The sequence below is a fragment of the Streptomyces carminius genome, from assembly GCF_002794255.1.
In the GTDB taxonomy this organism is placed as follows: Bacteria; Actinomycetota; Actinomycetes; order Streptomycetales; family Streptomycetaceae; genus Streptomyces; species Streptomyces carminius.
On record NZ_PGGW01000057.1, the window covers coordinates 122,571 to 148,373 of the forward strand.

Genomic DNA, 25,803 nt, shown 5'->3' on the forward strand with positions numbered 1-25,803 from the left:
GGGAGCTATCGAACAACGGCGCTCCGTCGGGCAGCGTTCCACCGCGACGGATCATAGACTGGGCCTGCCCTCTGGCGACGAGTCGACCTCGGAACCGCGGTTCTATGGCGCTGGTCAAGGCTTGAGACAAGGATTGATGGTCACGCACGATCCGCAATCACCCTCTCGTAGACTGTGCGGACAAAATCTTGGTGCGCTTGCACTTGAAGAATCACTGCCCGCTGCGCTATATCACCCTTGTAGGCGATCAGATCAACATTGACATGACTGATCGGATTGTTCCCTGCGAAAAGGAATATCAGGTGCGTAACGATTTTAGGTCGAATTCCATCTTCGAGCTGGAGTGTGAGGATTTCCTCCCCCAAGTCATCATTGACCGTGCCCAGCAAACGCTCTGCGAACTGGGTCAATGAATGTGGAGATGGAAGCCCGTCGGAGCGCTGCAAACCGTCGCGGGCTTCTTTCACCGTGTCAGATTTCGCTTGAGCTCGGCTTTTCGCTTCACCTTTGATCAGGTGAACCTTTGACGAAGAGTCAAATCTTGCAGCGAGCACGTCATCACCGCGCATTGCCCACTCTTGGTGGTCCCGCTGAATCAATCGGCTAGGGCCGATGACATACCCACAGTCTTCCTCCAGAAATGCGGCAGCAAGTATCTCGCCAAGATCACCTGATCTTGCGCTTTGCTTGGTTGGAAGCTTGTTTTGCAGAAACTTGGCTACCTGGCCCTTGCCGAATCGTTCCGCAATTCGTGTCAGCGATTTAGTTTCGGCGTAGCGACTAGGAAGGTAGGCTGCAAGCAACGTAATGCCAACCTCATCCGTAGCCGACGTAAGAACGTCGATTACATGAGATTCGACATACGTCACCTTAGAGGGTTTGCACCACTTCTTGTAGCTCGTCACCTCATTGCCCCCCGCAATAGGTCGCCGTCTCCATGCAGCCGATGTGCCGTCCACCCCGAGGACCAGCCGTGCCGCTCTCCGCAATCCGGTATGGTCGATCCTCGCGATCGCGAGCGTAGCGGGTCAAGCACGCTTCCGCTCTGCGGGGTCTGTCACCAGTCGGCTTGTAAACCCGGAATCGCGCAAGCGTTCGTACGCTGCGGCCACGTCATCAGGAACGTACTGTTCGAGCATGAATCCTTGCTGTGGGTAGATCATGAGCCGCTGTTGCGTGCCCGTCAACATGTCAATTACGAGGCGTGCATCGCCAATCGAGTCGATGTAGTCGACCAGGGTCATGCGGGTGGACGTGCTGACCCACTCGACTTCAGGCCACAGCTTGTGGGTGGTCGCGTAGGCCCGTCGTTCTTCGTACGGCTTGCTGACCAGCAGGACGGACGAGACGGCAGGAGCACCCGGCGCCGCGTGCTCCTCTTGCCGTTCGGCGGCAGCGCCGCCCTGCACGAGACTGGTCAGCGCGGCCGGCCCAAGAAGAGGGCGTAGCGTAGTCCATCGAGATCGGCCTCGGGCGAACGAGTCAGGGGCCGATCTCCTGCTTGCTGCGGTCGCCCTCACAAGTCCGACCGGAGCGGTTGCAGACCTGCCCGACCCACCGCTTACCCCAGCTCCCATCCCGTCTGCCGTCGACCCACACACCGTGGAGCGGGCGTGGTTCAGGGCGTCAAGGTGGAGCGCGCCACTGTACGAACGACCTTGACGCCCTGGGCCGCGTCTGCTCGGCTCTGTCTGGGTCGACGGCAGACGGGATGGGAGCTCCCCCGCGCACGCCACACTCGGCCGGCACTCGCAGGCGGCGCCCCCGCCATCTCGGAGCCTGAACGCCCCCGCCGGAGGCATGTCTTTGAGCCGTGGCCGTTCTCTGCGCGGTGATCGACTCATGGCCTTCGGCCCTACCCACACTGGGCGCGCGTCGGCGCAGCGCGGGCGGAGCGGGCCGGAGGCAGGAGCGGCGCCCGCGGCGGAGCCGGGAGCGCGCCCGGCGGAGCGGAGCGCAGCCGGGGCTTGAGTAAGTGAAGACAGGTTTCGACAGGTGGCGGGTCAGCCGGTGGGCTGGGTCTGGTGGGGGTTGTCGGCGGTGATGCGGTAGGTGAGTTGGGCGCGGGCGCCGCTGGTGGTGAGTTCTTCGAGGATCAGTGGGCGGTCGTCGCGGCCTCGGGTGGTGCGGGTGGTGTGGATGACCGGGGTGGCGTCGGGGAGCTGGAGCGTGGTGCGCTCGTCGGGCAGCGGCATGCGGGCGCGGGCGGCCTCGGTCCACGACAGAGTGTGTCCGGCCTCGGTGAGCAGGGCGTAGATCCGCGCGGGCTCGGTGTCGGGGTGCTCGGCCAGTGCGGTGCCCTCGGCGGTGGCGAACGGGATCAGGGTCCGGTGCAGGGCGCGGGTGCCGGTGGCCGGGTCGGTCAGAAGTCGGTCGACGCCGAAGAGGGCTTCGCCTTCGTCCAGGGCGAGGAGTGGGCCGGTGGTGGCCGTGGTCTTGGTGCGGTAGACGCTGGGCTCCTCGGCGGTCTTCCATCCGTCGTGGCCGGTGGTGAAGTGGCCCGCGTCGTCGCGGGTGATGGTGCGGTCGATGGTCAGGACGGGGACCGGGGCGCCGCGGACGAAGCTGCCCTTGCCGTGGATGACCTCGATGAGCCCTTCGCTGCGCAGGGCGGCAATCGCGTTGCGCACGGTGGGGCGGGAGACCTGATAACGCTCGATGAGCTGGGTCTCCGAGGGCAGCGGCGCGCCCGGCGCGAACTCCCCGGATGCGATGGCGTCGCGGATGGCTGCGGCCACCTGCTTGTAGAGCGCTCCGGGGCGCTGGATCTCTCCCATGGGGGCCTCGCTGTCGGGTGAGGAAGCGGCGCCGCTCGCTCGGCGCGATGTCACTCGTCAGCATAAGTGGTTGCGTTCGGCCGTCAAGACGTGCATAGTCGTCACTCGTCATTACGAGTGACGTCAGCGCAGTGCTGGCGTCCGATCGGCCAAGGAGGCCAACCACTGATGCAGTCCATCCCTGTGGACACATCCCGGCTCGGCGTACTGCGGTGCGCCGTGGCGCCGGAACCGAAGATCGCGGACTACGAGAAGCAGGAGGTCAAGAAGGACCGAGAGGGCAACACGATCTACACCGTGGGCGTCATGGTCCGCCAGGAAGGGCGGCGGGTGTCGGTGATCGAGGTCTCCGTCACCGGAGAGCCCAAGGGCGTCACCGAGGGGGCCGAGGTCCGCCTCACCGGCCTGGAGGCGTTCGCCTGGGCCATGGGTGACCGGCACGGGATTAGCTTCCGTGCGGCTGCCGTCACCCCGGTCACCCCGGCTGCCGCGCCGTCCGGCAAGGGCGGTGGCGTCTGATGGCAGACCTGATCCTGGTCGCTTTAGCGCTGGTGGTGCTGGTCTGGCTGCTGGGCGGCGGTGAGTGGCTTCGCCGGCGGTGGCCGCACTGGCACTGGTGCCTGACCGGCTACCCGAGCACTGCCGTGCGGGTGGTGCTGACCTGGCGGAAGGTCGCACAGCTCAACGACCTGTCCGTCTCCTACCGGCCGCCTCGGCGGGTACTCGGCGGAGTGGTGGTCAAGGGCACGGCCCTGCGCCTGCTGCCTCCGCGGATCTCCTTCCCGCGCGCTCTGCCGAACGGCCTGTCGCTGCTGGTGCGGCTCCGCCCGGGGCAGACTCCGACCCCGTTCGTGGAGGCTGCCGACGCGCTGGCGCATGCCTGGGGCGTGCACAGTGCGCGGGTTACCTCCCCTCGGCGGGGCGTCGTGCTGATCACGGCGACGGCACACGATCCGCTCGATGATCCGCGCATGCCGGACGACGCCGGTCCGCCGTCGCTGCTGTCGGCGGTGGTCGGTGTGCTGGAGACCGGCCGTGCGTGGGTGATGGACTTCCGGCGCGTGCCGCACTGGCTGATCGTCGGTGCCACGCAGTCGGGCAAGTCCACGCTCCTGACCCGGCTCGTCGCGCAGCTCGCGCCGCAACCGGTCGCCCTGGTCGGGATCGACTGCAAGGGCGGCATGGAGCTGGGGTTGTTCGGGGATCGGCTGTCGGTGCTGACCACCTGTCGCCGTGAGGCGGTGGCCGTGCTGAGCGCGCTCGTCACCGACATGCAGGAACGCATGCAACTGTGCCGCCGGGCCGGTGCCCGGTCCATCTGGGACCTGCCGGAGAAGTCGCGGCCGGTGCCCGTGGTGGTGATCGTCGACGAACTGGCGGAGCTGTATCTGACCAGCGGTTCGAAGGAGGACCGGGCGGAGGCCGAGCAGTGTTCCAGCTACCTGCTGCGGCTGGCACAGCTCGGCGCGGCCCTGGGGGTACACCTGGTGGTCGCCGGACAGCGGGTCGGCTCCGACCTCGGACCGGGCGTGACCGCGCTGCGGGCTCAGCTCACCGGACGGATCTGCCATCGGGTCAACGATCCCGGCACGGCGGAGATGACCCTTGGTGATCTCCACAAAGACGCCGTGATCGTCGCGCAGACCATCGGCATGGGTCACAAGGGCGTCGCGGTCACCACCGATGACGCCGACGGCTGGGTGAGGGGCCGCTCCTGGCTGACCACTCCGGAAGAGGCGCGGCACATCGCCTCGGAGCACGCGGGCATCGCTCCGCGCCTGCCGTTCCTGACCGCTGCCCTGGGCGGGGGTGAGCAGGAGTGACCGGCTCCCCCATCCCGCTGGTGGTGGTCCTCGGGCTCATCACCGTGCTCCTGGTCCGCTCGCGCGATGTCCGGGCCTGGGAAGCGGTCGTGGTCGCCCTGTTCGGCTTCTACCTGGCCCTCACCCCGGTCCGGTGGACCGTCCTGGCCGTCGTGGACTGGCTGTCCGGCGGCTTCCTCCACACCTGAGACGAGAAAAGAGCCGCTGATGCCGATGCGCCGTGTGCGCTGCCCCGTCTGCAAGGGCGAGGGGTCCCGGAAGACCTGGACCGGCCGCCGCCACCGCTGCCGCGTCTGCCGGGGCGCCGGAACCATCCGCTGACCCGCCCGTCACCACACCGATCCGTCAGGGAGTGACCGCCATGGACGCGAGCCACCCAGCCTCATCCATCCGTGCCGCTGCGGCGGCCCACCCCGGGAGGTCCCCACCATCACCGCCGAGTCCATGACCTCGGCCGACAGGCGCGCCGTGCTCGACCGCGCGGCGCGCCTGCGCCATCTCTCCGACGCCGAACGCGACATCATCCGCCTCGCCTCCGACCCGCTGTTCCCCCGCTGGCTGGAACAGATCACCGCCACCGGCGGCTGTGCACACCCGGTGCATCTGGCGGGCTCCACCACCACCTACGACGCGCTCACCGGTGAAGTCCTGCACCACTACGACACAGCGAACGAGCCGGGCGAGCGGCTGTCGGTCCGCTGCCGCAACCGCCGCGCCACCGTCTGCGCCCCCTGCTCCCGGCTCCACGCCGGGGACACCTTCCACCTGGTGCGCGCCGGACTGGTCGGCGGCAAGAACGTCCCCGACGACGTACGGGACCGGCCGCGGTTGTTCCTGACCCTGACCGCCCCCGGCTTCGGCCCGGTCCACCGCGCGGCCGACAGCTCCCCGTGCCGCCCTCGGCGGAACGCTGGCGAGTGCGAGCACGGGCGCCCGGTCGGCTGCCCGGCCGTGCACGACGTGACCGATCCGCTCGTCGGCCAACCGATCTGCCCCGGCTGCTACGACTACTGCGGCCACGTGCTGTGGCACGCCTACGCCGGGCGGCTGTGGAAGGCGTTCACCGACAACCTCTACAACCACCTGGCCGCGCGTACCGGACGCACCCGGACCGGGCTGCGCCGGACGGTGCGCCTCTCCTACGCCAAGGTCGCCGAGTACCAGAAGCGCGCGGCCGTCCACATCCATGCCGTGCTGCGCCTCGACGGCGCGGACGGCCCGGCCACTGCGCCCCCGACCTGGCTCGACACCGACACCCTCACCCGTGCCGTGCGCACCGCTGCGGCGGCCGTCCACCTGGCCACGGTCCACAGTGCCGCACTCGGTGAGTACGCCCTGCGCTGGGGTGCTCAGCTCGATGTCCGGCCGCTGCGCGCCTTCGACGGCCCGGACGGGCTGACCGACGATGCGGTAGCGGCATACGTGGCCAAGTACGTCACCAAAGGCGCGGCCGACACCGCCGCCGGCCTCGACCACCGGCTGACCGGCCCCGATGACCTGCGCACCGCCCCGGTCTCCCCGCATATACGCACCCTCATGACGACCTGCTGGCGCCTGGGCGGCCTGCCCGAACTGGCACCGCTGCGGCTGCGCGCCTGGGCTCACACCCTCGGCTACCGGGGCCACGTCCTCACCAAGTCCCGCGCCTACTCCACCACCTACGCGGCCCTGCGCGCCGAACGCGCCGAGTACGAGCGGACCGCACAGAGCCCGGAGCTGTCCCCCGGACCGGAGACGGTCACCGATGCCCACTGGCGCTACGTCGGCTCCGGCCACTCCCCCGGCGCCGCGCTCATCGCCGCGGGCGTCGCCGAAGACCTGGCAGCCAACCGGGAGGCGGCTCGGGAAGCTCTCCGTTCCGGTCTCGGGGGCGCTCTTGGCGCCTGAGGAACTGAGAAGGCGGGTGGCCGCGTCCCGCGCGCGGCAGGGGCTTCCGCCGATCATCGAGGACCTGGCGGTGATAGAGCGCGTGGTGCGGGTCCTCGCCCTGGTCGAGCCCGGGACCCGCACCGCGTGCCGCCGCGCTACGCGATCCAGTCGAAGATGAACCGATCGGGGTCCCATCGCTTGCGCGGGTTGGCGGGGGCCACCTCTATGGCTCGCACGGTGGCCGTGACGATGGCGCGGCGCTGGGAGTGGTTCATCTTCTCCCAGCGTTCCCGCATGTCCTCGTAGCTGCCCACGAAGGCCAGCAGGACGGCCGTCCTCGATGTCTTCGACAGCTTCGCCCGGTTGCGCTCCAACCGCTCCTCGACCGGCTGGCGGGCGATCATCCATTCCTTGCGGCTGATCTTGCGGTTGCCGAAGTCCCGGGCAAGCTCCTCCAACTCCTCCTCGTCGGCCCGGATCTCCTCGTAGAGGCCACTGTCCTCGTCGTCCGGGCGCTGGAGCCGCTTCCGGAGCGTGGGCGAGTCCAGCGCGGTCAGGATCATGTCGCGTACATGCTCGTCCGTCTTCTCGGCGTTGGTCGCCGTTCCGGCGCACGCGTCGGTGCCGGGGGTGTTGGGGCAGACGTAGCGCGGTACGCCTGCGCGGGGCCTGCCGACCATGCCGTATCCGCACGGCGTGCCGTCCGCCTTCGGCTTCGCGCACCGCAGGATGCCGGAGAGCAGGTAGCTCCGCCTGGTGGTGCCCTCCACCCTGCGGCGCCGCTCGGGGTCGGACAGCAGTGCGCGCAGCCGGTCGGAGTCCTCATGGCTGAGGATCCCGGGCCATATGGCGTCGGCCACTATCTCACCGAGCAGGGGGCGGGTCTTCTCCCAGGAACTGCGCGGGGTATGCTCGCGCCGTCCGCTGATCCGCGCGGACGCCAGCATGCGGCGCAGTGCACTGGGCTTCCACGGGATGCCCGCCACGGTGGTGATACCGCGCTTCTGCCAGTCGCGGCAGATGCTCGCCAGACTCTCGCCTGCCAGTACGCGGCGGGCACCCTCGCGGATGACCTCGGCCTCGTCCTCGCGCACGGTGACCCGGTCGTCCTCGTACCCGAAGGGGCGCTTCCCGCCTCCGGCGACCTTTCCCGCCTCGGCGGCCTGGCGGCGCTGGCGCTGCTGACGCTCGGCCTTGTGCTCCGCCTCGTGGCGGGCGGCGGCACCGAGCATGCGCGCGATCATGCGGCCGGTCGGCGTCGCGAGATCGATCTCCCCACTGACCGTGGCCAGCTCAAGGCCGTACCGGTCCGCGAGATCGATCACGTCTTCCAGCTCGCGCGGGGAGCGTGTCAGCCGGTCCACGTGCCAGCACACGACGGCGTCCACGGTCCCGTTCCGCACGTCTTCCATGAGTTCCTGCCACGCCGGGCGCGGCGCTCCGGAGTAGGCGCTGACATCATTGTCGGTATGGACGGCTACGACATCCCAGCCCTTGCGGGCGCTCAGAGCCCGGCAGTCCTCTTCCTGGCGGGCGACTCCGAGACCCGCACCGCCCCTGTCCTGGCTGATCCGGCAGTAGATCGCTGCTCGTCGCGTCATGGGTCACATAGGTACACGCTCGTAGGAACCGGTGTCGCCTGTCCGGTGGGCGTGGCCAAGGCCGAGGGCTGACCGGCCCGGGCCGCCCGTCGTCGTCACTCGTTCGGACGACTGCGGGCGGCCCCCGCCGGATACGCTGCCCGCAGCGAGCAGAATCCCGCCCAGGGGAGACGCCATGACCACCTCCGCCACAGGCCGACCGCTCATCCCCCAGCCGCCCGCCACCGTGACCGCGCTGCGGCAGGCCGTCGCCCAGATCGCACCGGCGGCCCTCCCGGCCTTCACCCGGGAACTGGACCAGGCCGCCGACCAGGCCCGACAGGGCTCCGACCTCGCGCCGCTGCGGCGCTTCGTCGCCCAGTGGGCGGTCCAGGTGCACATCCAGCGGCATCCCCACCCGGCAGAGCGGCTGCGGCAACTGGAGGACCTCGCCGCCACCGGCGACGCCGACCGGGCCCGCAAGGCGGCCTCCGAGATCGGCCGCATCCTGGACGACGCGCACGCCGCGCTCGCCACCCCGCCCCAGCGGTGAGTGACACCTGGCGCTGGGAGTACGACCCGGACAGCGCGCACGTCACCGGCGGAGTACCAGCCGAGATCACCGCCGAAGTGGAACGCCTCGCCACCCAGCTCACCGAACTGGCCGGCATGGGCGTCGACATCGGAGACCTGGGCAACGGACCGCGCACCGGCGGACTGCGGTATGGACGCGGCAGGCGGCTGGTTCTACTTCCTGGCCTCCCCCAGGGACCGCCTGATCGTCGTCGTGAGGATCGTCCCGCCCTTCGACCAGTTGTGAACGGGAGTGTGCAGGCGACTCCAGCGACCAGCAGTACCTCGACCGCGGCAAGGACGGCTGCTTCGGCATCGGCGCCGCCTTCCCCGTCTGCGCGGCCGAGGGCAGAGAGCCGACATCGTCGCCCAGTGGGCTTTGGAACCTACGCCCGGAGAGTGCGTGACGAGCAGTTGCCGCTTGCCCGGCGGCACACGGCACTGAGGTGCGCCGTCGTGTACTACTGACCGCTCGGCTTCAACGCGACCTGGGCGTACCTGGCCGCGACAGCATGTCCTTCACCCGACCTCCGCAGAGATCCGGCCGCCTTGCTGCGCGTGCTGGACATGTTGGAGGCAAGCCGCGCGGCCCGACTCGACGAGTTGGACGTCTTCGCCGCCCACCGGCGCGCGGAGAGAGCGGTCGGCCGACGAGTCCCGCGAGCCGCCGAGACGGCACATCTGCTCGGACCTCGCTGGCCCGGCAGGAGGGCCCCCTCCCGGCTGGGACTCGTCGCCGCCGTGGCGAACCGTCACTCCGCCTTCCAACGGTTTCCCCACCCGGACGGCACTGCCTGCCGCGACGGCCAGGCCCGACAGCTCGCCGGCCTGCGTGCCCGCCTCGACGACTGCGCCCTTTCCTACCTCACAGCCCTCGGCCGTCCGGACGGCTCGGTGCGGGACGCACTGGCCGATACGGTCGACGGCATCAGCCGCCTTGTGCGCCCGGGCTACACGCCTCTGAACATGTACCCGCTCACGTGGCTGCGCTTCGCGAACCTCCTCGCGTACGCCGTGGATGCCGCCTTGAGCACTGAACCCTGACGACGGCAGCACCTCGATCGCCGGACACACCCGACCGGCACCGGCCCGTCGAGACCTGAGAACGCCGGTACTGCCGCAGCCGAAAATCAATGGCCTGCCGGAATCGGCCGACACCACCCTGTACGGCATGGAAGAACCGCAGCGCGGGATCCGCGCGCTCCACACGGCATCCACGATCACCGTCTACCAGGCGTACCCCCCGGAGATCGGTGAGCCCGCGGTTCGCCAGGGCCGTTTTCCCGCCGCGTGGAAGCGGGACCGGATGACGTGGATAAAGCCCTCGTTCCTGTGGATGATGCACCGCTCCGGCTGGGGCACGAAGACGGGGCAGGAGACGATCCTTGCCGTCGAGATCACCCGCGCCGGCTTCGAGTGGGCACTGCGTCACGCGTGCCTGTCGGATTACGCACCCGGGCTGCACACCGACCGCAGCACCTGGCGGCACCGGTTGAAACGTGCACCGACCCGCGTCCAGTGGGACCCCGAGCGGGATCTGCACCTCCGACCCCTGCCCTACCGCTCGCTGCAACTCGGGCTCTCAGGTGAGGCCGTGCAGCGGTACGCGGACGAGTGGACGGTGTCCATCAGCGATGTGACTCCACTCGCCCGGGAGATCCCCACACTCCTCAGCGGCGGCGACCCGGCTTCCGCGGCTCAGTTGCTGCCCGAGGAGCGGGCATACCCCGTCAGTGACGAACTGACAACCCACCTGTGTCCGTGACCGGGCACGGGTGGGTACCGCCCAGTGGATGTGGCAGCGCCGCGCTGCTTCCCGGAGTACCGGGAAGCGACCATCGGCCGTCCGCCGGTGCGGGCAACCCTCCCCGGGGGCACCGCGGTCTTACCAGGTGCGTGCTCAGGGCGTCGGCCCTCGTCGGACCGCGCCCGTGGGCCGACTGAAAGGAGTAGCCCGTGGAGATCGATCCCGGCCTCTGCCTGGACGTCCCGGAGGAATTCGACGACTCGGACGCCGAGACCCGGGTGCACCCCGTCGCCCGGAAGCTGTTCCACGCCACCACCGCCGCGGACGTCTTCAGGAAGGCCGCCGAGTGGGTGGCGGAACAGAAGGTCTTCCCCGTCGACGTCTCCTGGGACTTCCTGCACGACGAGGACGAACCGTACTGGTTGAGCCTCTACTTCGTTTTCGAGCAGGACTCCGACGATTCCTGACCGCCGCGGACGGCAGGACGGGCCGTACCCGGGCCGGCGCCCGGAGCGAGAAGGCCCCGTCGGGCCGGTCGGCCGGTGGAGGCGGAGACCAAGTGGGGTCAGGAGATCCGGGATCTCCCGGTGGGGATCGCGCGTCCCTCCTGTGGTTCCTGCTTCACCCGCGGACGTGCCGGCTGGTATCGCCCACCAGGTCCGGTACCACCTCGAGCGTCTTCCACCACCACCGTCCGTCCACGCGCTCGAAGGTCCCGTTGAAGCGCGCGTAGATGATCGGCTGGAGTGGGAAGTCCGCGAGTGCCTGCCATATGCCGGCACAGCTTGCGAAGGAAGCCCTTCCTGAGTCCTCGTCGACGTCGATCACGACGTTCGTGAGCTGGTGCCTGGTGTGTGTCCGCCCGTCGTACAGGATCACGTGGTCGTCGAGCCAGCGGCGCACCGGTTCCGGCCCGGGCCCGTCCGCGAAAGGCCACATCCCGTGCTTCCAGAGCCTCGCGACTCCGTCGAAATCGGCAGCGTCGATGGCCTCGCAGTACGCACAGAGGGTGCGCCATATCTCCTTCTCCGAGTCGTAGGAGGGCTTCCCGAGCGCTTGCGGGATCTCGATCGGACTCATCGTCCTCCTCCGTCCTCGAACCTGGTCTCGGGTACTCGCCGGGGAGTTGTCGCAAGGTTCTTCGTGGTCGAGGTTAACGCCGGCCTGCGGGCGACGCGGGGTCTCGATGACTGGAGCAAGCCGCCATGGTGACGGAAGGTGGAACGGCCGTCCGCTTTCGGTCCGGCCACCGGCATGGGCCGTACGGTGATCCCGAACGGCTCAGGCTCGGAAGGCGGCGGGGGCCGCCGTGCGGGCACGGTCGTGGAGTTCGCGGGCGGCACGGTTGCGCAGGTGGGGGCGGATCAGCGAGACCACGGTGCGGACGCGGGCGTCCGCCCGTCCGCTCTGGACGTACGGGTACTCGTCCAGGGCGAGGTTCCAGGTGGCAGCGGCCTGTTCCAGGTGCCCGAGCCTCATCTGCCGCTCGGCGGCGATCATCAGGTTCCGTACCCGACTCCTGCGTTGTGTGGGCTGCCGGAGCCGGTTGGATTCGACCTTGGCCTTGACTGCTCCGCCGATGTCTCCCAGCTCGTACCGCACCTGGCTGGTGTGGTCCGCGAGCCCGGCATGGTCGTACCTGCCCGTGAGTCCGGTGTGTGACTCGGCCTTGTCCAAAGCCACTTCCGCCTCCCGCAGACGGGCCGGCGCACCGCGCCGGTCGCCGGCCCGGGCGGCCGCGTCGGCCAGGTGCAGTGCCCGCGGTCCGTGGCCCAGGTCCGCCGCCTGGACGCTCATGCCGCGCAGCGTGGTGCAGTACGTCAGGTGGTCCTCGGCCGCACCGGCCAGTTCCAGGGCCTTGAGGTAGCACTGCTGGGCCAGGCCCTGGAGTCCCTCGTCGACGGCCATGTAGCCGGTGAGACAGCACAGGTCGGAGGCCACCGACAGCATGTCCTTGCGGACCTTTTCGGGAGCGGGGCGGGGAGGACCGCCCGGGGCGGGCGGCGTCCACCGTCAAGCCCGGCCCCGGCCCCGTGCTCCTGGCCTTGATCCGCCCGTACACCGGGGAAGGTAGGTGCTGCCCGGCCGACCGAGCGGGGGCGGTTCTTCGGCAAGGCGATGCGGAACCGCCCCGGCGGGCGCCGGGAGCAGATCCTCCGGAAGAAGGTGATCAACCGCTTCGTGCGGCCGCCGGCTGCCGAGCTGCTGTGGTCCGTCGAGGATGCCGAGTGGCTCGTCCTCGGATTCGAGTGCGCTGAAGGCCGGAGGCCGGATTTCCCGCCGGGTCCGCACGCGACGCGAAGGCTTCCGTGCGGGAACCGAAGCGGACGGAACAGCCGGCGTCCGCGCTTTAGCATATTCGTGCGCCGAACGGGCCGAAGGACTCGAAAAACGTCCTGATCCATTGATCACGACGAGTTTTCGGCCAATGATCGGCCGCCCACATGTCCGTGGACAACCCGGGGCCCCGTTCCTCACTCATCCGCACCGGAGACAGCAGACGCGGGCAGACCCGCCGTGTTCCGACCGCTCCGGCCGGCCCATCCGTTCGCCGACTGTCATCCGATCTGTCACCTGAGGCAATCGGAGGAACGAAGCACGATGACAAGACCGCACAAGATCCGTCCGTGGCGCCCGGCGCTGGCCGCGGCCACGGCCCTCGCCGTGACCGCGGGCATCGCCGCCGTGGCGTCCGCCAGCGAGGACGGCGAGGCGGACGGTACGCCGAAGCTCGGCCTGGTCGCCGCCAGCAAATCGCTCACCTTCACCTCGTGGACGGACTCGCCCGGCTTCTTCCTGGACCTGGGCACGTACGTCACCGCCGAGGGCGCACCCCTGGAGATCAGGGTGACCCGCGAGTCCTACGACGACCCGGTCGTCGCCACCCGGGTCGTCCGCGACGGCGGGGAGACCCGCACCGAGGTCCTCCCCGAGGGTCTGGTGGACCGGTTCTCGGGGCTGCCGGGGTTCCTGGAGGTCACCGTCGCCGACGAGAGCGGCGAGACCGTCCTGGAGGAGACCCAGGACTTCTGCCCGAACAACGCCTCCGGCCGGATCAGTCCCGACGCGCCGGCCACGTCCCGGTATCCCCAGAGCTGTCCCGCCAACCCGTTCACGCTCGGCTCGGTGTGGGGCATCGAGGAGGGCTGGGCGGCCAACACCTACACCTACCGCTACGACGGCGAGCAGGAGGTCGAGCTGCCGGCCGGGAAGTACACCGCCACGGTGTCGGTGGCGGAGCGGTACCGCGAGGCGTTCGGCATCGCGGACGAGCCCCGCACGGTCGCGATGACCGTGCGCGAGCAGAGCTGGGAGGACGAGGAGCGCGGCGAGAGCCTGCCGGACGACGCCTCGGCCCACGGCTCCCGCACCGCCGGGCACGCGCACCACTCGGCCGCCGACGCCCCGCCCGCGGCCGCCGCTGACCGGGCGGGCCCCGCGTACAACGTGGGCCACGGCCCGTACCCGCCCGCGCCGCCCGTCCGGCCCTGGGCGCAGCTGGAGGGAGCGGACGGCGAGGAGGGTGGTGACGAGCTCGACGGTGAGACCGGCGGGACCGGTGAGATCGGCGACGGGCCCGGGCGTACGGACGGCTCCCGGCAGGCGCCCGCACTGAAGCCCGCCGCCAAGCGCCCCACCGGCAAGGCGCGCGTGCCGGACGTGCCCCTGCCCGACCTGCGCTCCCTGCCCGCCTACGGCATCACCACCACCGACGGCTACGAGTCCGCCCCGGACCGCGACTACCTGGCCTTCAGCGCCAACGTGTGGAACGCGGGCCCCGCGCCGCTGGTGGTCGACGGCTTCCGCACCCCGGGCGAGGACCTGATGGACGCCTACCAGTACTTCCACGACGCCGACGGCAAGCAGGTGGGCTACGCCCCGACCGGCACGATGGAGTGGGACCCGCGCGAGGGCCACGAGCACTGGCACTTCACCGACTTCGCCAGCTACCGGCTGCTGAAGGCCGACAAGAAGGAGGCGGTGCGCAGCGGCAAGGAGGCGTTCTGCCTGGCCAACACCGACGCCGTCGACTACACGGTGGAGAACGCCAACTGGCACCCGGACAACACCGACCTGTCCACCGCCTGCGGGGCGGAGAACTCGATCTCCGTCCGCGAGGTGCTGGACGTCGGCTCCGGCGACACCTACACCCAGGACCTGCCGGACCAGTCCTTCGACATCACCGACCTGCCGAACGGCACCTACTACATCCAGGTGCTGGCCAACCCCGAGCAGCGGCTGAAGGAGACCGACACGGACAACAACAGCGCGCTGCGCAAGGTCGTCCTGGGCGGCGAGAAGGGCGCCCGTACGGTGACCGTGCCGCCGCACGGCCTGGTGGACGCCAACTGATCCGGGCGGTTCGGACGGTCCGGATGGTCCGGACCCTCCGGAGCACCTGACGCCTCCCCGGCCGCCGGTGCCGGGCCCCCGGGCCCGGCACCGGCGGCCGTGCGTATGGTGCCGGCGGGCGGCGCCGTACCGTCGCCGGGACCTCAGAAGTGCCTCAATTCGCTGGGCTCCGGCCCGCTTTCGGGAGAGGATCCTGTCATGTTCGGTTCCAGCAGACAGGATCCGGCCGTCGTGGTCCTCCGTGACGCGGACGGGATCGCCGCTTCCCTGCGGCAGGCCCTGGCGGACGCGGAGGCCGGGGAGCGGCCCGGTCTGGAGCGGGCCCTGGCGCTCGCCGAGGAGGCCGCGGCGGTCCCGGAGGCGGAGTTGCGTGTCCGCTGGACGCGGCGGCGGCTCGCGGCAGCCGGCTTCGACGGGCCCCTGGACTCGGTCGAGGCCGTCAGGGCGCTGCGCACGGCCGAGCGGAGGCTGGGCCTGCGCCAGGCGGTGGCGCTGACGAAGGAGGCCGCCGCGGCGGAACCGTCCGCCGGGAAGAGGCCCGGCGGCTGAGATCCCACCCGCCTCGCGGGTGTGCACAGGGGCCGGGGGGAAGTGGCCGGGACGGGGGTACGGCCACCGCCTCCCGGCCCCGCGCCGTCCCGCACGGACGCGGCGGTACCCTGCCGCGCCCCGCCCGCGCGGCAGCGGGCCGACGGGACGAGCCGGATGAGCGGGCACGGCCCGGCCCCGGCCGCGGACGGACGCCGCGGACCGGGGCCGGTTGGGAACAGGCGCGCGGAAGGATTCCGCGTGGCCGGGACCGTCAGGCCGACACGGCGCTGAACTCCTTCAGGAACGCCTGGTTGAACGCCTTGAGGTCGTCCGGCTTGCGGCTGCTGACCAGGGTGTTGGGCCCGCCCGTGCAGACCACGACCTGCTCGTCCACCCAGTTGGCGCCCGCGTTGCGCAGGTCCGTCCGCAGGCTGGGCCACGAGGTGATCTTCCGGCCGCGCACCACGTCCGCCTCGATCAGCGTCCACGGTCCGTGGCAGATCACGGCCACCGGCTTGCCGGCGTCGAAGAAGCCCCGCACGAAGGCGACGGCCTTCTCGTCCGTCCGCAGGAAGTCGGGGTTGGCGACACCGCCGGGCAGTACCAGGGCGTCGTAGTCCTCGACCGCCGCGTCGGCGACCTGCCGGTCCACCGGGAAGGTGTCGGCCGGTTCGAGGTGGTTGAACGCCTGGACCTCCCCGCTGCCGGTGGACAGCAGGCTGGGGTTTCCGCCGGCGTCGATCACGGCCTGCCACGGTTCGGTCAGCTCCACCTGCTCCGCGCCCTCGGGGGCCACGAGAAAGGCGACCTTCACTTGTGCCACGTCCTTTCGGCAGTCCGGTTCTGTACGTTCCCCCTCCTGTCTTCGGGTCCCCGGGGACAAGTGCGTTATGCAGGAATTCTGGATTTTCCGGGCAGGACGGGGCGGAACGGGGAGCAGACGGACGGCGGCCCGCCGGAAGCGGGTGCTTCCGGCGGGCCGCCGGTGCCGTGCCGTACGGTGCTCCAGTTGCCCGGGCGGCTCAGGTGCCGGGGGCGGACCGCTGGGTCACCTGGTGCGGTAGGCGTTGGTGATCGTCCGGGACAGCGCGTTGGCCTTCTCGTCCCGGAGGTTCACCTCGAACGACACACCCCTGCCCCTGGCGGGGTTCCTCACCGTGAGCCTGTCCTTCTTCAGCGCGGCCTTCTTCCAGGTCCCGCCGCTGTCGTAGGAGACGTAGAAGTTCAGGTACCTCAGGTTCTTGCGGTTCTTCGCCGCCGCCCCCTGGAGGGTCACCGGAACCGACTTGCTGATCTTCGCCTTGGAGGTGCCGTCCAGGTTGAGCGTCGGGGTGCAGCGCACCACCGAGACCAGCAGCGCGGTGATGTCCTCGGGGCGGGCCGAGGTGAAGGTGCAGGAGGAGCTGATCCTGGTGCTCAGCCTGGCGGGCTTGCTGCGGCTGACGGTGGTGGTCAGCCTGTACTCCGCCTCGCCCTTCGGAAGGGTGAACTCCATGCCGTACAGCGGCGCGTCGACCGACTCGTGCTTCCTGCCGTCGCGGTAGGCCCCTCCGTCCTCGGTCGGACAGGGACCGAAGACGCCGTTGTTGAGGGTGTGGGTGTAGCTCTTGCCCGCGTACCTGCGCTCGTGGGTGTAGTACCCGCCCTCGCCGGCGCCGTCCGGGGCGTACTGGTGGTACTCCAGGCCCCAGGCGGCCGTCTTCTCCCCGGCCCGGACGTACATCGTCGTGGTGGCCGGGAGCGTGTGCTTCCTGCCGGTGAACCACTGGGCCCCGGCCGGTACGGGAGCCGGCTCACCGCGGCGTCCCGGCGGCATGCCGTCCATGCCGTCCATGCCGTCCGTGCCGTCGTCGGGGAGCTGGTGTTCTCCAGGGCACCGCGGGAGTCGGTGGTCCGCTCTTCGGTGGCGGGGCGGTCGCGCTGTCCGCGTCCGTCCGGCGCACCGGCCTTCGCACTGGTGGGGACGGCTGTTCCTACCCGCGGGTTCGACTCCGGCGGTTTTCCCCGCGTGCTCTGTCCTTCGGGGCAGCCGGACGCCACAGCGGGCCTCTTCCGCGCCTTCGGCCCTTCACGGGCCCCCGTCCGGCCGTCCGTCAGGAGACCGGGAGGGCGCCGGACGCGGTGCGGGAGACGGGGAGCGCGACCGGGGCGTACGGACACGCGCCGGGGTCCGGGGAGGCGGGGAACGCCGGAGGCGGCGGGCCCGGCGCGAGGAGTGCCGGGCCCGCCGCCTCCGGGCGGGATGTGTCGGGCTGTGCTCAGCGGACGGCCGTAAGGCAGTCAGAGAACCATCAGGGAACCGTCAGAGAGCGGAGCCCGCCTTCCAGTCCTCCCAGGACATGTTCCAGCCGTTGAGGCCGTTGTCCGGGGCGATCTGCTTGTCGTCGGAGTTCTTCACGATGACCACGTCGCCGATGAGCGACTCGCGGAAGAACCAGGCACCGTCCTGGCCCGGGTCGCCGGCGCCCTTGACGTCGTTCAGACCCACGCAGCCGTGGCTGGTGTTGACGTTGCCGAAGACCGAGTCGGCACCCCAGTAGTTGCCGTGTATGAAGGTGCCCGAGGTGGACAGCCGCATGGCGTGCGGAACGTCCGGGATGTCGTACTCGCCCTCGCCGTCGTCGTCGGTGAAGCCGACCGTCGCACCGTTCATCCGGGTCTCCTTGTGCTTCTCGGAGATCACCATCTGGCCGTTGTAGGTCGGGGTCTCGGGAGCGCCGGCCGAGATCTTGAAGGTCTTGACGGTGTTGCCGTCGCGGACGACCTCCATCGTCTTGCTCTTCGCGTCCACCGTGCTGACCTGGGCACGGCCGACGGTGAAGCTGAAGGTCTTGTCCTGGACACCGGTGACGCCCGGGGCGCCCTCGACGCCGTCGAGGTTGATGTCGACGGTGACCTTGCTGTTGGCCTTCCAGTACTCCTGGGGGCGGAAGTCGAGGCGTGTGTCGCTGAACCAGTGGCCCACGATCTCCTGGCCGCTGGTCGAGTTCACCTCGATCGCCTCCTGCACGGCCTCCTTGTTGGCGATGCCCTTGTCGAAGTTGAAGGAGACCGGCATGCCGACGCCGACGGTCGAGCCGTCCTCGGGCGTGAAGTAGCCGATGAAGCTGTTGGCGGGCGAGACGGTGGTGAAGGTCGCGTTCTCGTGGACCTCGCGGCCCTTGGCGTCCTCGGCCTGCGCGCTCAGCGTGTACCGGGTGGAGCGCTCCAGCGAGCCGTTCGGCTTCCAGCTGGCGCCGTCGGCGGCCAGCGTGCCGGCCACCTCCTCGCCGGTGGCGGCGACCTTGAGCGTCACCGAGGTGAGCTTGCCCTTCTCCGCGGTGACCTTGGTGCCGTTGATGCTCGCGTTGTCCGAACCGCTCTTGGGCGAGATGACTATTCGCGCCTCGGAGGCCTCCTCGGCCGCGGCCCTGTCGACCTGGGACTGCTGCTTGTCCGGCTTCTTCGCGGAATCGGAACCGGATCCGTCGCCGTCGTCCCCGCCCCCGCACGCCGACAGTGTGAGCACCCCACTGAGCAGCGCGGCTGTCGCCACGAAGCCCCTGCGGCGCTTGCCGTCCGTCATCACACGCTTCTCCATCCGCTTTCGAACCTCTGGTCCCGATCCCCGTTCACACCGTCCGGTGAGGGCCGACCGGGATGTCCACCCCACACAGCCACGCGTACGAGAACGCGAGGGAGCCGCCACCCGTTCCCCCCAGGGTAGGACTGTGGGCTAAGACATCCGCGCCGGGCGGAGGGTTGCAGCGCCGGGCGGGGAATTCCCCAGCCGTTCCGTATTGTTATCGAACGCTCACCACAGGGTGGCACCCGATCACACGGCTCCCATTGTCCATGGATTTTCCGGGCATCGACAGCCTTATGTCACGGTGTGACCGGAATCGCAGAGGGCGCGTGAAGCATCCTCCGGACCGCCCTTCCCGCGCCCCGCCCCGCATGGCTAGCATCGTTCTCCGCACCGTCGACTCGCAGCACCGAGGGGGCTTTTCCGTGCGAGCACATCGCCGACCGCTGGTGACCGCCGCCGTCGCGGGCGGCCTCCTGTGCGGCCTGTGGTTCGTACCGTCCGCGAACGCCACCGGGGACGGCGGCCCCGCCCGGCCCGCCACCGCGCAGACCCAGCCCCGGGATCAGGGGCAGGTCCAGGATCAGGAGCAGCTCCGGGATCAGGAGCAGCTCCGGGATCAGGGGCCGGCCCGGTCACAGGCGCAGGATCCGGCCGGGAACGACTCCGCGCAGGGCGCCGAACTGGCCGACACCGGAAGCTTCAACACCACGCCGTACCTCTTCGGCGGCCTCGGCTTCCTGAGCGTGGGCGGTGTGCTGCTGGCCCACGCCCACATCCGCTCCGGCCGCGCCGGCCTCACGCCAGCGGCCCGGTGACGGACTCGGCCGCCGCCACCAGCCCTCCCCCTCGTACGAACGTCTCCGCCGCGGCCAACTCCGGTGCCAGAAAGCGGTCCTCACCCGGTCCGGCCACTCCCGCCTCCTCCATCGCGGCCAGTACGGCCGTGCCGGCCGGCGCCGGGGTCAGCCCGTCCGCGGCGCGCAGCCGGAGCGCGCGGGCCGCGGCGCACAGCTCGACGGCGATCACCCGGCCCAGGCAGTCGACGGCGGTGCGCAGTTTGCGGGCGGCCGACCAGCCCATCGAGACATGGTCCTCCTGCATCGCCGAGGACGGGATGGAGTCCACCGACGCCGGGACCGCCAGCCGTTTCAGCTCGCTCACCATGGCGGCCTGGGTGTACTGCGCGATCATCAGGCCCGAGTCCACCCCCGCGTCACCTGCCAGGAAGGGCGGCAGACCGTGGGAGCGGTTGCGGTCCAGCAGCCGGTCGGTGCGGCGCTCGGCGATGGAGGCCAGATCGGCGGCGGCGATGGCGAGGAAGTCCAGCACATAGGCGACCGGGGCGCCGTGGAAGTTCCCGTTGGACTCCACCCGTCCCTCCCCGGGGAGCACCACCGGGTTGTCCACGGCCGCCGCCAGCTCCCGCCCGGCGACGGTACGGGCGTGCGCCAGGGTGTCGCGGCCCGCGCCCGCGACCTGGGGGGCGCAGCGCACCGAGTAGGCGTCCTGCACCCGCGGGGCGTCGTCCTGGTGGTGGCCGGTGAGCCCGGAGCCGCGCAGCACCGCGCGCATGTTGGCGGCGGACGCGGCCTGCCCGGGATGCGGGCGGACGGCGTGCAGTTCGGGCGCGAGCACCTTCTCCGTGCCCAGCAGCGCCTCCAGGGTGAGGGCGGCGGTGATGTCGGCGCAGGTGAGCAGGTGGGCGAGGTCGGCGCAGGCCAGCACGAGCATGCCGAGCATGCCGTCGGTGCCGTTGAGCAGCGCCAGGCCCTCCTTCTCGCGCAGTTCGACGGGGGCCAGGCCGTGCTCGGCCAGCAGTTCGGCCGTGGGGCGCACGGCCCCGTCGGGCCCGGTGGCCTCGCCCTCGCCCAGCAGGGCCAGCGCGCAGTGCGCCAGCGGCGCGAGGTCGCCGGAGCAGCCCAGCGAGCCGTACTCGTGGACGACGGGGGTGATCCCCGCGTTGAGCAGGCCGGCCAGGGCGCGGGCGACCTCGGGCCGCACCCCGGTGTGCCCCGAGGCCAGGGTCTTCAGCCGCAGGAACATCAGCGCCCGCACCACCTCGCGCTCCACCCGCGGCCCCATCCCGGCGGCGTGCGAGCGGACGATGTTGCGCTGCAGCCGCGTCCGGAGCCCGGCGGGGATGTGCCGGACGGCGAGGGCGCCGAAGCCGGTGGAGACGCCGTAGACGGGTTCCGGTCCGGCGGCCAGGTCCTCGACGATCCGGCGGGCGGCGGCGAGGGCTTCGACCGCCTCGCCGGAGAGTTCGACCTGCGCCGGGCCGCGGGCGACGGCGACGACGTCCTCGGCGGTGGTTCCGGCGGTGCCGACCACGACACGGTTCTGCATAGTCATATTCAGGAACACTAGGGAGTGAATCGCGCGCTGTCACGGGCCTGTCGCGCCGGGGCCGCGTGGCCGGGATCACACCCGGAGCGCGGAGTCGCACCCGGAGCCCGGTGGCGCGCACGGTCCGCGGGGTCAGACGTCCAGACCGCGGAAGCGCCGGCGGTCCCGGCCGCGCCCCGGGCGCCCCCGCTCCCCCCGTGTCCCGGGCGCCCCCTCGCCCCTCTCCCCCTCCTCGGCCTCGTCCGCGAGGCGGACGACCACCTCCTCGCGCCCGGCCACCACCGGCTTGTCCGTACGGGCGGCCTTCGCCCGGTACTGGGCCGCGTCCGCCAGCCGGAACAGCCGGCGGGCCGAGCGGACCGGGCCTATCGGATCGCCCGTCGAGGCGACCCCGCAGGCGACCCCCTCGCCCCGCTCCAGCTCGGCGGCCCGGCGGCAGACCTCGTCCGCGACCCGGACCACCTCGTCCGCCGGCGGCCCCACCGTCAGCAGGCAGAACTCGTCACCGCCCAGCCGGGCGGCCAGGGTGTCGGGGAGCATCGCGCCGCACAGGGACAGCACCGAGGCGAACCGCTCCAGCAGCTGGTCGCCCGCCTCGTGCCCCAGCTCGTCGTTGACCGCCTTGAGCCCGTTGACGTCGCAGACCAGCAGGCTCACCACCGTGCCGTCCGCCCGGTGCCGCTCCAGCGCCTCGTCCAGGCGTATGTCCACCGCCCGCCGGTTCGCCAGCCCGGTGAGCGGATCGGTGAACGCCAGCCGGCGCACCTCCTCCAGCCGCTCGGTCTGGGCGATCCCGGCCGCGATCACCGCCGCCAGGACGGTGGCGAAGTCCGTGTCGGACCGGTCGAAGACCGGCTGCCCCGCCTCCCGCGCCACGTACAGCTCGCCCCACGGCCGGCCGTGCAGCACGATCGGGGCCACCACGCAGCAGCCCCGCCCGCGGTGGCGCAGCGCGGTGGCCCGCCGGGCGGTGACCGGCCCCCCGACGGCCCCGTGACGGGCGCCGTCCGCCGTCTCCACCCAGGCACGCGGCTCGCCGCCGCCCGTCCAGCGCCGGTGCAGGAAGCCGGTGATCTCCGGGAAGTCGTGGACCGGGTACGACTCGTCCTCGGGGAACTCCTCCTCGTCCCCCTGCCGCTTGCCCGTGTTCACCAGCACCCGCAGCCGCCCCCGCGCGCGCTCCCAGACGGAGACGGCCGCGAAGGAGCCGTCCATCGCGGTCCGCGCGCCCTCGGCCGCGGCGTGGGCGACGTCGCGGAGCGTGTGGGCGGCGGCCATCGCCTGCGCCAGTCCTACGACGGCCCGCAGCCGCGCGTCGTCACCCATGCCGTACCCATCTCATACGACCCAGGTTATGAGCCTTCGCTCCGGCGCGCCGACCGGCTCACTCCCCGGGCCAGCGCGGCGGGCGCCGCTCGTTGAAGGCGGCCACGCCCTCGGCGCGGTCCCCGGAGAACGCCACCGAGCGCCAGGCCGCGTCCTCCACCTCCAGGCCCGCGTGCAGGTCCAGACCCCAGCCGGTGCGCAGCGCCCGTTTGGCCGCCCGCAGGCCCACCGGGGAGTTCGCCGCGATGCGCCGGGCCAGCTCCAGCGCCTCGGCACGGTCCCGCCCCTCGGCCGCCAGGTGGTCGACCAGGCCCAGCTCGCGGGCCTCGTCCGCCGCCACCCGCCGCGCGGTGAAGATCAGCTCCGCCGCGCGGGCCGCGCCCACCCGGCGGGGCAGCAGCTGGGTGCCGCCGCCGCCGGGGATCACCCCGACCGACACCTCCGGCAGCCCCACCACGGCGGTGGGGTCGGCGACGATCAGGTCACAGGCCAGGGCCAGCTCGAAGCCGCCGCCCAGCGCGTACCCGTGCACGGCCGCGATCACCGGCACCGGCAGCCGGAGCACCCCGGTGTAGGCGGCGCGGGCGTACGGGCGCTGCCGCGCCAGGTCGGCGTCGGTGAAGGAGTTGCGCTCCTTGAGGTCGGCGCCCACGCAGAACGCCCGTTCGTGGGTGGAACCGAGCACCACCGCCCGCACCCAGCGGTCGGCGGCGAGGGCGGCGCACGCCTCGCCGAGCCGGCGGGCCAGCTCGGTGGAGACGGCGTTCATCGCCGCCGGCCGGTCCAGCAGCAGCTCGGCGACATGGGTGTCCGCCTCGCGCCGCACCACGACCCACTCGCCGTACCGCTCCTCCGCGGTGCCGCCGCCCGTGCCACCGCCCGCCCTGCCGTCCCTGTCGTCCGTGTCGTCCCTGCCGTCCGTGCCGCCGCTCACACCGCTCACGCCGCCCCTCCGGTTAACGGTCGCTCACTGCCGTACGCAGCGCATCATGCCATCCGCGCCGGACCGGGGCGGAGCCGCCGGCGGGCCCAGGAGGACGCAGGAGGACTCAGGGGGACGCGCGGCGGGAGAGCAGCCACGGCTCGACGACGCCGAGCCCGCGCACCGGGCGCTGGTAGAGGGGCTGGAGGGCGAAGCGGTACCCCGAGGCGTTGTCGGCCTCCTTCTCCGACTCGGGCGCGTCCCCGGCGGCGACCAGCTCCGCGCGCAGCGCCCCGTCCACCAGGACCGTGTCCTTGGGGGCTATGGAGGTCAGCCGGCTGGCCAGGTTGACCGTGTTGCCGAAGACGTCCCCCATCCGGGTGGTGACCGTGCCCAGCGCCATGCCCACCCGCAGCTCGGGCATCGTCGGGTCGTTGGCGAGGGTCTCGATCAGCCGCAGCCCGATCTCGGCCGCGGTGCCCGCGCCGTCGGCCACGTAGAGCACCTCGTCGCCGAGGGTCTTGATCAGCCTGCCGCCGTGCGCGGCCACCAGGTCGGCGGCCGTGGTCTCGAACGCCTCGACCAGCTCGCCCAGTTCCTCCTCCTCCAGCCGCCGGGTCAGCCGGGTGAAGCCGACCAGGTCGGCGAAGGCGACCGCCAGGCGCCGGTCCACCATCTCCTCGTCGTCCGCGGCCTGCACCACCCGGCCGGTGGCGGCGGCCAGCTGCCGCCGCCAGACGTACACCAGGAACTCCTGCAGCTCCGGCAGCAGCAGCTCCACCAGCGGGTACGCCACCTCGGTACGGGTCATCCCCGGCTCGGGCGGCTCGGTCAGCCCCTCCAGGAAGGAGTCGATCTGCCACTCCGCCAGCCGGGCGGTGGTCTGCCCGGTGGAACGCGCCACCTGCACCGCCATCGGCTCGCTGAGCAGCCCGGCCTCCACCAGGCCGGCCAGCCGCCGCAGCGCGATCACGTCGGCCTCGGTCAGCGCCCGGGCCTGGCCGATGTCGGGGAAGCCCATCGCGCGCCAGAAGCGGGCCGCGAGCTCCATCGGGACGTCGGCGGCGCGGGCCGCCTGGAAGGGTGTGTAGCGCCGCTCGGCGCCCAGGATCAACTGCTCGATGCGGAGCGCGAGAGGGTCCTCCTCAGCGGGGGCCGCGGCAGGGTCCGCGTTCCTGTCCGCCGCCTCCCTGGCCGCCGGCTCCGGCTCTCCGGCCGGGGTGCCCGAGTCGTCCACTGCCCTTCCGATCCACTCACCGCCCCCGCGCCCACCGCGCCGGGTCGAGTCCACGATACGGCAGGTGTGCCCTGGCTCACTCTCCCGGCGATCCGTCCGGCGGCCCTCCGGGCGCCCCGCCGGGCGCGGGCCTGAGGTGCACGATGTCGCCCGCGTCCACCGGCCGCTGCACCCCCTCGGAACCGGCCAGGACCAGCCGTCCCGCACCGTCCACCGCGACCGCCTCGCCCACCGCCTCCGTCCCGCCCGGCAGCAGGGCACGCACCCGCCGGCCGAGTGTGGCGCACCCGGCGGTGTACGTCTGGCGGAGCCGGCTCGCCTCCGGGTCGCCGTCCGCCTCGCACCAGCGGCCGTACCACTCCTCCAGCGAGCGCAGTACCGCGCGCAGCAGCGGATCGCGGTCCGTGCCGGTGGCGCCGCGCGCCCCCGCGAGCGCCAGCGAACCGGCGGTGGGCACCGGCAGCTCGTCCGCGCGCAGCGAGACGTTGATCCCCAGGCCGAGCACCACCGCGGCGGTCCCGTCCGGGGTGGTGACCCGTTCGGCGAGGATGCCGCCGATCTTGCGCTCGGTGTCCCCGTCGCGCACCAGGATGTCGTTGGGCCACTTCAGCGCGGTGTCCACACCGGCGGTACGGGCCAGGGCCGCGGTCGTGGCGACCCCGGCGAGCAGCGGCAGCCAGCCCCAGCACCCGGCCGGTACGTCCGGGGCGAGCAGCACCGAGAAGAACAGGCCCGAGCGGGGCGGCGCCGTCCAGGCACGCTCCAGCCGGCCGCGGCCGGCGGTCTGCGCCTCGGCGACCAGTACCGCGCCCCGGCCCGCCGTGCCCCGCGCCGCCCGGGCGGCCAGGTCGGTGTTGGTGGAACCGGTGCGGGTGACCACCTCCACGGAGGTCCACAGCGCGCCGGGCCGCAGCAGCGCACGGCGCAGCGCGGCGGCGTTCAGCGGTGGCCTGTCCAGGTCGGACCAGGGGTTGTCCGGGGAATCACCCGGGGAGTCGTCCGGGCTTTCCGAGTTTTCCGAGGGCTCCCGCGGTGTCATGCAAGACAGGGTAGATGTGGCAAACACCGCACCGCCGGGGCACCCGCCCGCCGATACGCTACGAGTCGGTAGCAAGCCGGTAGCAACCCGTTCACCACGAGGAGCCGCAGCC

At 71.5% G+C, this 25,803-nt stretch carries 25 protein-coding genes; 11 read left to right on the forward strand and 14 right to left on the reverse strand.

From position 1 onward, the window contains the following. Positions 1-140: 140 nt before the first annotated feature. The 3 genes from CUT44_RS16655 to CUT44_RS16665 form a co-directional block, all read right to left on the reverse strand. Entirely contained in the window at positions 141-905 is a 765-nt protein-coding gene (locus tag CUT44_RS16655) for a Hachiman antiphage defense system protein HamA (protein WP_158239621.1), read from the reverse strand. Between the two features lie 123 nt (positions 906-1,028). Beyond that, positions 1,029-1,577, reverse strand: coding sequence for a YdcF family protein (locus CUT44_RS34885; protein ID WP_408646752.1), 549 nt, complete (start codon positions 1,575-1,577; stop codon positions 1,029-1,031). A gap of 426 nt (positions 1,578-2,003) precedes the next feature. Continuing rightward, a complete protein-coding gene (locus CUT44_RS16665; protein ID WP_100202658.1) occupies positions 2,004-2,777 on the reverse strand; it encodes a GntR family transcriptional regulator in 774 nt (257 codons plus the stop codon). 168 nt (positions 2,778-2,945) lie between these two features. Here CUT44_RS16665 and CUT44_RS16670 point away from each other — a divergent pair, with 168 nt between their 5' ends. From CUT44_RS16670 to CUT44_RS16685, 4 genes are all read left to right on the forward strand, one after another. Continuing rightward, complete coding sequence (locus CUT44_RS16670) at positions 2,946-3,296, forward strand: SCO3933 family regulatory protein (RefSeq protein ID WP_100202659.1); 351 nt, start codon at positions 2,946-2,948, stop codon at positions 3,294-3,296. After that, a complete protein-coding gene (locus tag CUT44_RS16675) occupies positions 3,296-4,600 on the forward strand; it encodes an FtsK/SpoIIIE domain-containing protein (protein ID WP_100202660.1) in 1,305 nt (434 codons plus the stop codon). Before CUT44_RS16670 ends, CUT44_RS16675 begins: the two co-directional genes overlap by 1 nt. Continuing rightward, positions 4,597-4,788 (forward strand): hypothetical protein, encoded by a 192-nt coding sequence (locus tag CUT44_RS16680; protein ID WP_100202661.1) that lies wholly within the window; start codon positions 4,597-4,599, stop codon positions 4,786-4,788. Before CUT44_RS16675 ends, CUT44_RS16680 begins: the two co-directional genes overlap by 4 nt. 256 nt (positions 4,789-5,044) lie before the next feature. Then, on the forward strand, positions 5,045-6,487 hold the full coding sequence (locus tag CUT44_RS16685) for a replication initiator (protein WP_233221440.1): 1,443 nt from the start codon (positions 5,045-5,047) through the stop codon (positions 6,485-6,487). 137 nt (positions 6,488-6,624) lie between these two features. Here CUT44_RS16685 and CUT44_RS16690 read toward each other — a convergent pair whose 3' ends face one another. Next, complete coding sequence (locus CUT44_RS16690; protein WP_100202662.1) at positions 6,625-8,070, reverse strand: recombinase family protein; 1,446 nt, start codon at positions 8,068-8,070, stop codon at positions 6,625-6,627. 175 nt (positions 8,071-8,245) lie between these two features. On the opposite strand from CUT44_RS16690, the gene CUT44_RS16695 reads away from it, so the two are divergent. The 4 genes from CUT44_RS16695 (at position 8,246) to CUT44_RS16715 (ending at position 10,836) form a co-directional block, all read left to right on the forward strand. Continuing rightward, positions 8,246-8,602 carry a DUF6247 family protein gene (locus CUT44_RS16695; protein WP_100202663.1) on the forward strand — a complete coding sequence of 119 codons (357 nt, stop codon included), beginning with the start codon at positions 8,246-8,248 and terminating at the stop codon, positions 8,600-8,602. Positions 8,603-9,171: 569 nt separating this feature from the next. Continuing rightward, complete coding sequence (locus CUT44_RS32790) at positions 9,172-9,666, forward strand: hypothetical protein (protein ID WP_146252248.1); 495 nt, start codon at positions 9,172-9,174, stop codon at positions 9,664-9,666. Between the two features lie 127 nt (positions 9,667-9,793). Further along, the gene (locus CUT44_RS16710) at positions 9,794-10,387 is read left to right on the forward strand and encodes a DUF4291 domain-containing protein (protein WP_100202665.1); all 594 of its coding nucleotides are present in this window, start codon (positions 9,794-9,796) and stop codon (positions 10,385-10,387) included. A 191-nt stretch (positions 10,388-10,578) separates the two neighbouring features. Next, positions 10,579-10,836: a hypothetical protein gene (locus CUT44_RS16715; RefSeq protein ID WP_100202666.1), complete on the forward strand. Its 258-nt coding sequence runs from the start codon at positions 10,579-10,581 to the stop codon at positions 10,834-10,836. 154 nt (positions 10,837-10,990) lie between these two features. Here the strand turns inward: CUT44_RS16715 and CUT44_RS16720 are convergent, their stop codons facing one another. Together CUT44_RS16720 and CUT44_RS16725 are read right to left on the reverse strand one after the other, a co-directional pair. Further along, on the reverse strand, positions 10,991-11,449 hold the full coding sequence (locus CUT44_RS16720; protein WP_100202667.1) for a nuclear transport factor 2 family protein: 459 nt from the start codon (positions 11,447-11,449) through the stop codon (positions 10,991-10,993). A gap of 201 nt (positions 11,450-11,650) precedes the next feature. Next, positions 11,651-12,319 carry a transcriptional regulator gene (locus tag CUT44_RS16725; RefSeq protein ID WP_100202668.1) on the reverse strand — a complete coding sequence of 223 codons (669 nt, stop codon included), beginning with the start codon at positions 12,317-12,319 and terminating at the stop codon, positions 11,651-11,653. Positions 12,320-12,970: 651 nt separating this feature from the next. On the opposite strand from CUT44_RS16725, the gene CUT44_RS16730 reads away from it, so the two are divergent. Together CUT44_RS16730 and CUT44_RS16735 are read left to right on the forward strand one after the other, a co-directional pair. Beyond that, complete coding sequence (locus CUT44_RS16730; RefSeq protein ID WP_100202669.1) at positions 12,971-14,722, forward strand: lysyl oxidase family protein; 1,752 nt, start codon at positions 12,971-12,973, stop codon at positions 14,720-14,722. A gap of 198 nt (positions 14,723-14,920) precedes the next feature. After that, positions 14,921-15,271, forward strand: coding sequence for a hypothetical protein (locus CUT44_RS16735; protein ID WP_100202670.1), 351 nt, complete (start codon positions 14,921-14,923; stop codon positions 15,269-15,271). A 253-nt stretch (positions 15,272-15,524) separates the two neighbouring features. Here CUT44_RS16735 and CUT44_RS16740 read toward each other — a convergent pair whose 3' ends face one another. From CUT44_RS16740 to CUT44_RS16750, 3 genes are all read right to left on the reverse strand, one after another. After that, a complete protein-coding gene (locus CUT44_RS16740; RefSeq protein ID WP_100202671.1) occupies positions 15,525-16,067 on the reverse strand; it encodes a type 1 glutamine amidotransferase domain-containing protein in 543 nt (180 codons plus the stop codon). Between the two features lie 234 nt (positions 16,068-16,301). Further along, on the reverse strand, positions 16,302-17,087 hold the full coding sequence (locus CUT44_RS16745) for a hypothetical protein (protein WP_100202672.1): 786 nt from the start codon (positions 17,085-17,087) through the stop codon (positions 16,302-16,304). A 468-nt stretch (positions 17,088-17,555) separates the two neighbouring features. After that, on the reverse strand, positions 17,556-18,833 hold the full coding sequence (locus CUT44_RS16750) for a L,D-transpeptidase (RefSeq protein WP_100202673.1): 1,278 nt from the start codon (positions 18,831-18,833) through the stop codon (positions 17,556-17,558). Positions 18,834-19,243: 410 nt separating this feature from the next. On the opposite strand from CUT44_RS16750, the gene CUT44_RS33560 reads away from it, so the two are divergent. Beyond that, the gene (locus tag CUT44_RS33560; protein WP_199185729.1) at positions 19,244-19,636 is read left to right on the forward strand and encodes a hypothetical protein; all 393 of its coding nucleotides are present in this window, start codon (positions 19,244-19,246) and stop codon (positions 19,634-19,636) included. Here CUT44_RS33560 and hutH read toward each other — a convergent pair. The 5 genes from hutH to CUT44_RS16785 all read right to left on the reverse strand — a co-directional run bounded on the left by hutH (position 19,617) and on the right by CUT44_RS16785 (position 25,691). Further along, positions 19,617-21,173, reverse strand: coding sequence for a histidine ammonia-lyase (gene hutH, locus CUT44_RS16765; protein WP_100202676.1), 1,557 nt, complete (start codon positions 21,171-21,173; stop codon positions 19,617-19,619). The genes CUT44_RS33560 and hutH overlap by 20 nt on opposite strands. Before the next feature lie 126 nt (positions 21,174-21,299). Next, entirely contained in the window at positions 21,300-22,493 is a 1,194-nt protein-coding gene (locus CUT44_RS16770; RefSeq protein ID WP_100202677.1) for a GGDEF domain-containing protein, read from the reverse strand. A 58-nt stretch (positions 22,494-22,551) separates the two neighbouring features. Further along, a complete protein-coding gene (locus CUT44_RS16775) occupies positions 22,552-23,322 on the reverse strand; it encodes an enoyl-CoA hydratase/isomerase family protein (protein ID WP_233221451.1) in 771 nt (256 codons plus the stop codon). 220 nt (positions 23,323-23,542) lie between these two features. Next, positions 23,543-24,652, reverse strand: coding sequence for an adenylate/guanylate cyclase domain-containing protein (locus CUT44_RS16780; RefSeq protein ID WP_233221441.1), 1,110 nt, complete (start codon positions 24,650-24,652; stop codon positions 23,543-23,545). 76 nt (positions 24,653-24,728) lie between these two features. Next, positions 24,729-25,691: a biotin--[acetyl-CoA-carboxylase] ligase gene (locus tag CUT44_RS16785; protein WP_100202678.1), complete on the reverse strand. Its 963-nt coding sequence runs from the start codon at positions 25,689-25,691 to the stop codon at positions 24,729-24,731. Positions 25,692-25,803: the final 112 nt, after the last annotated feature.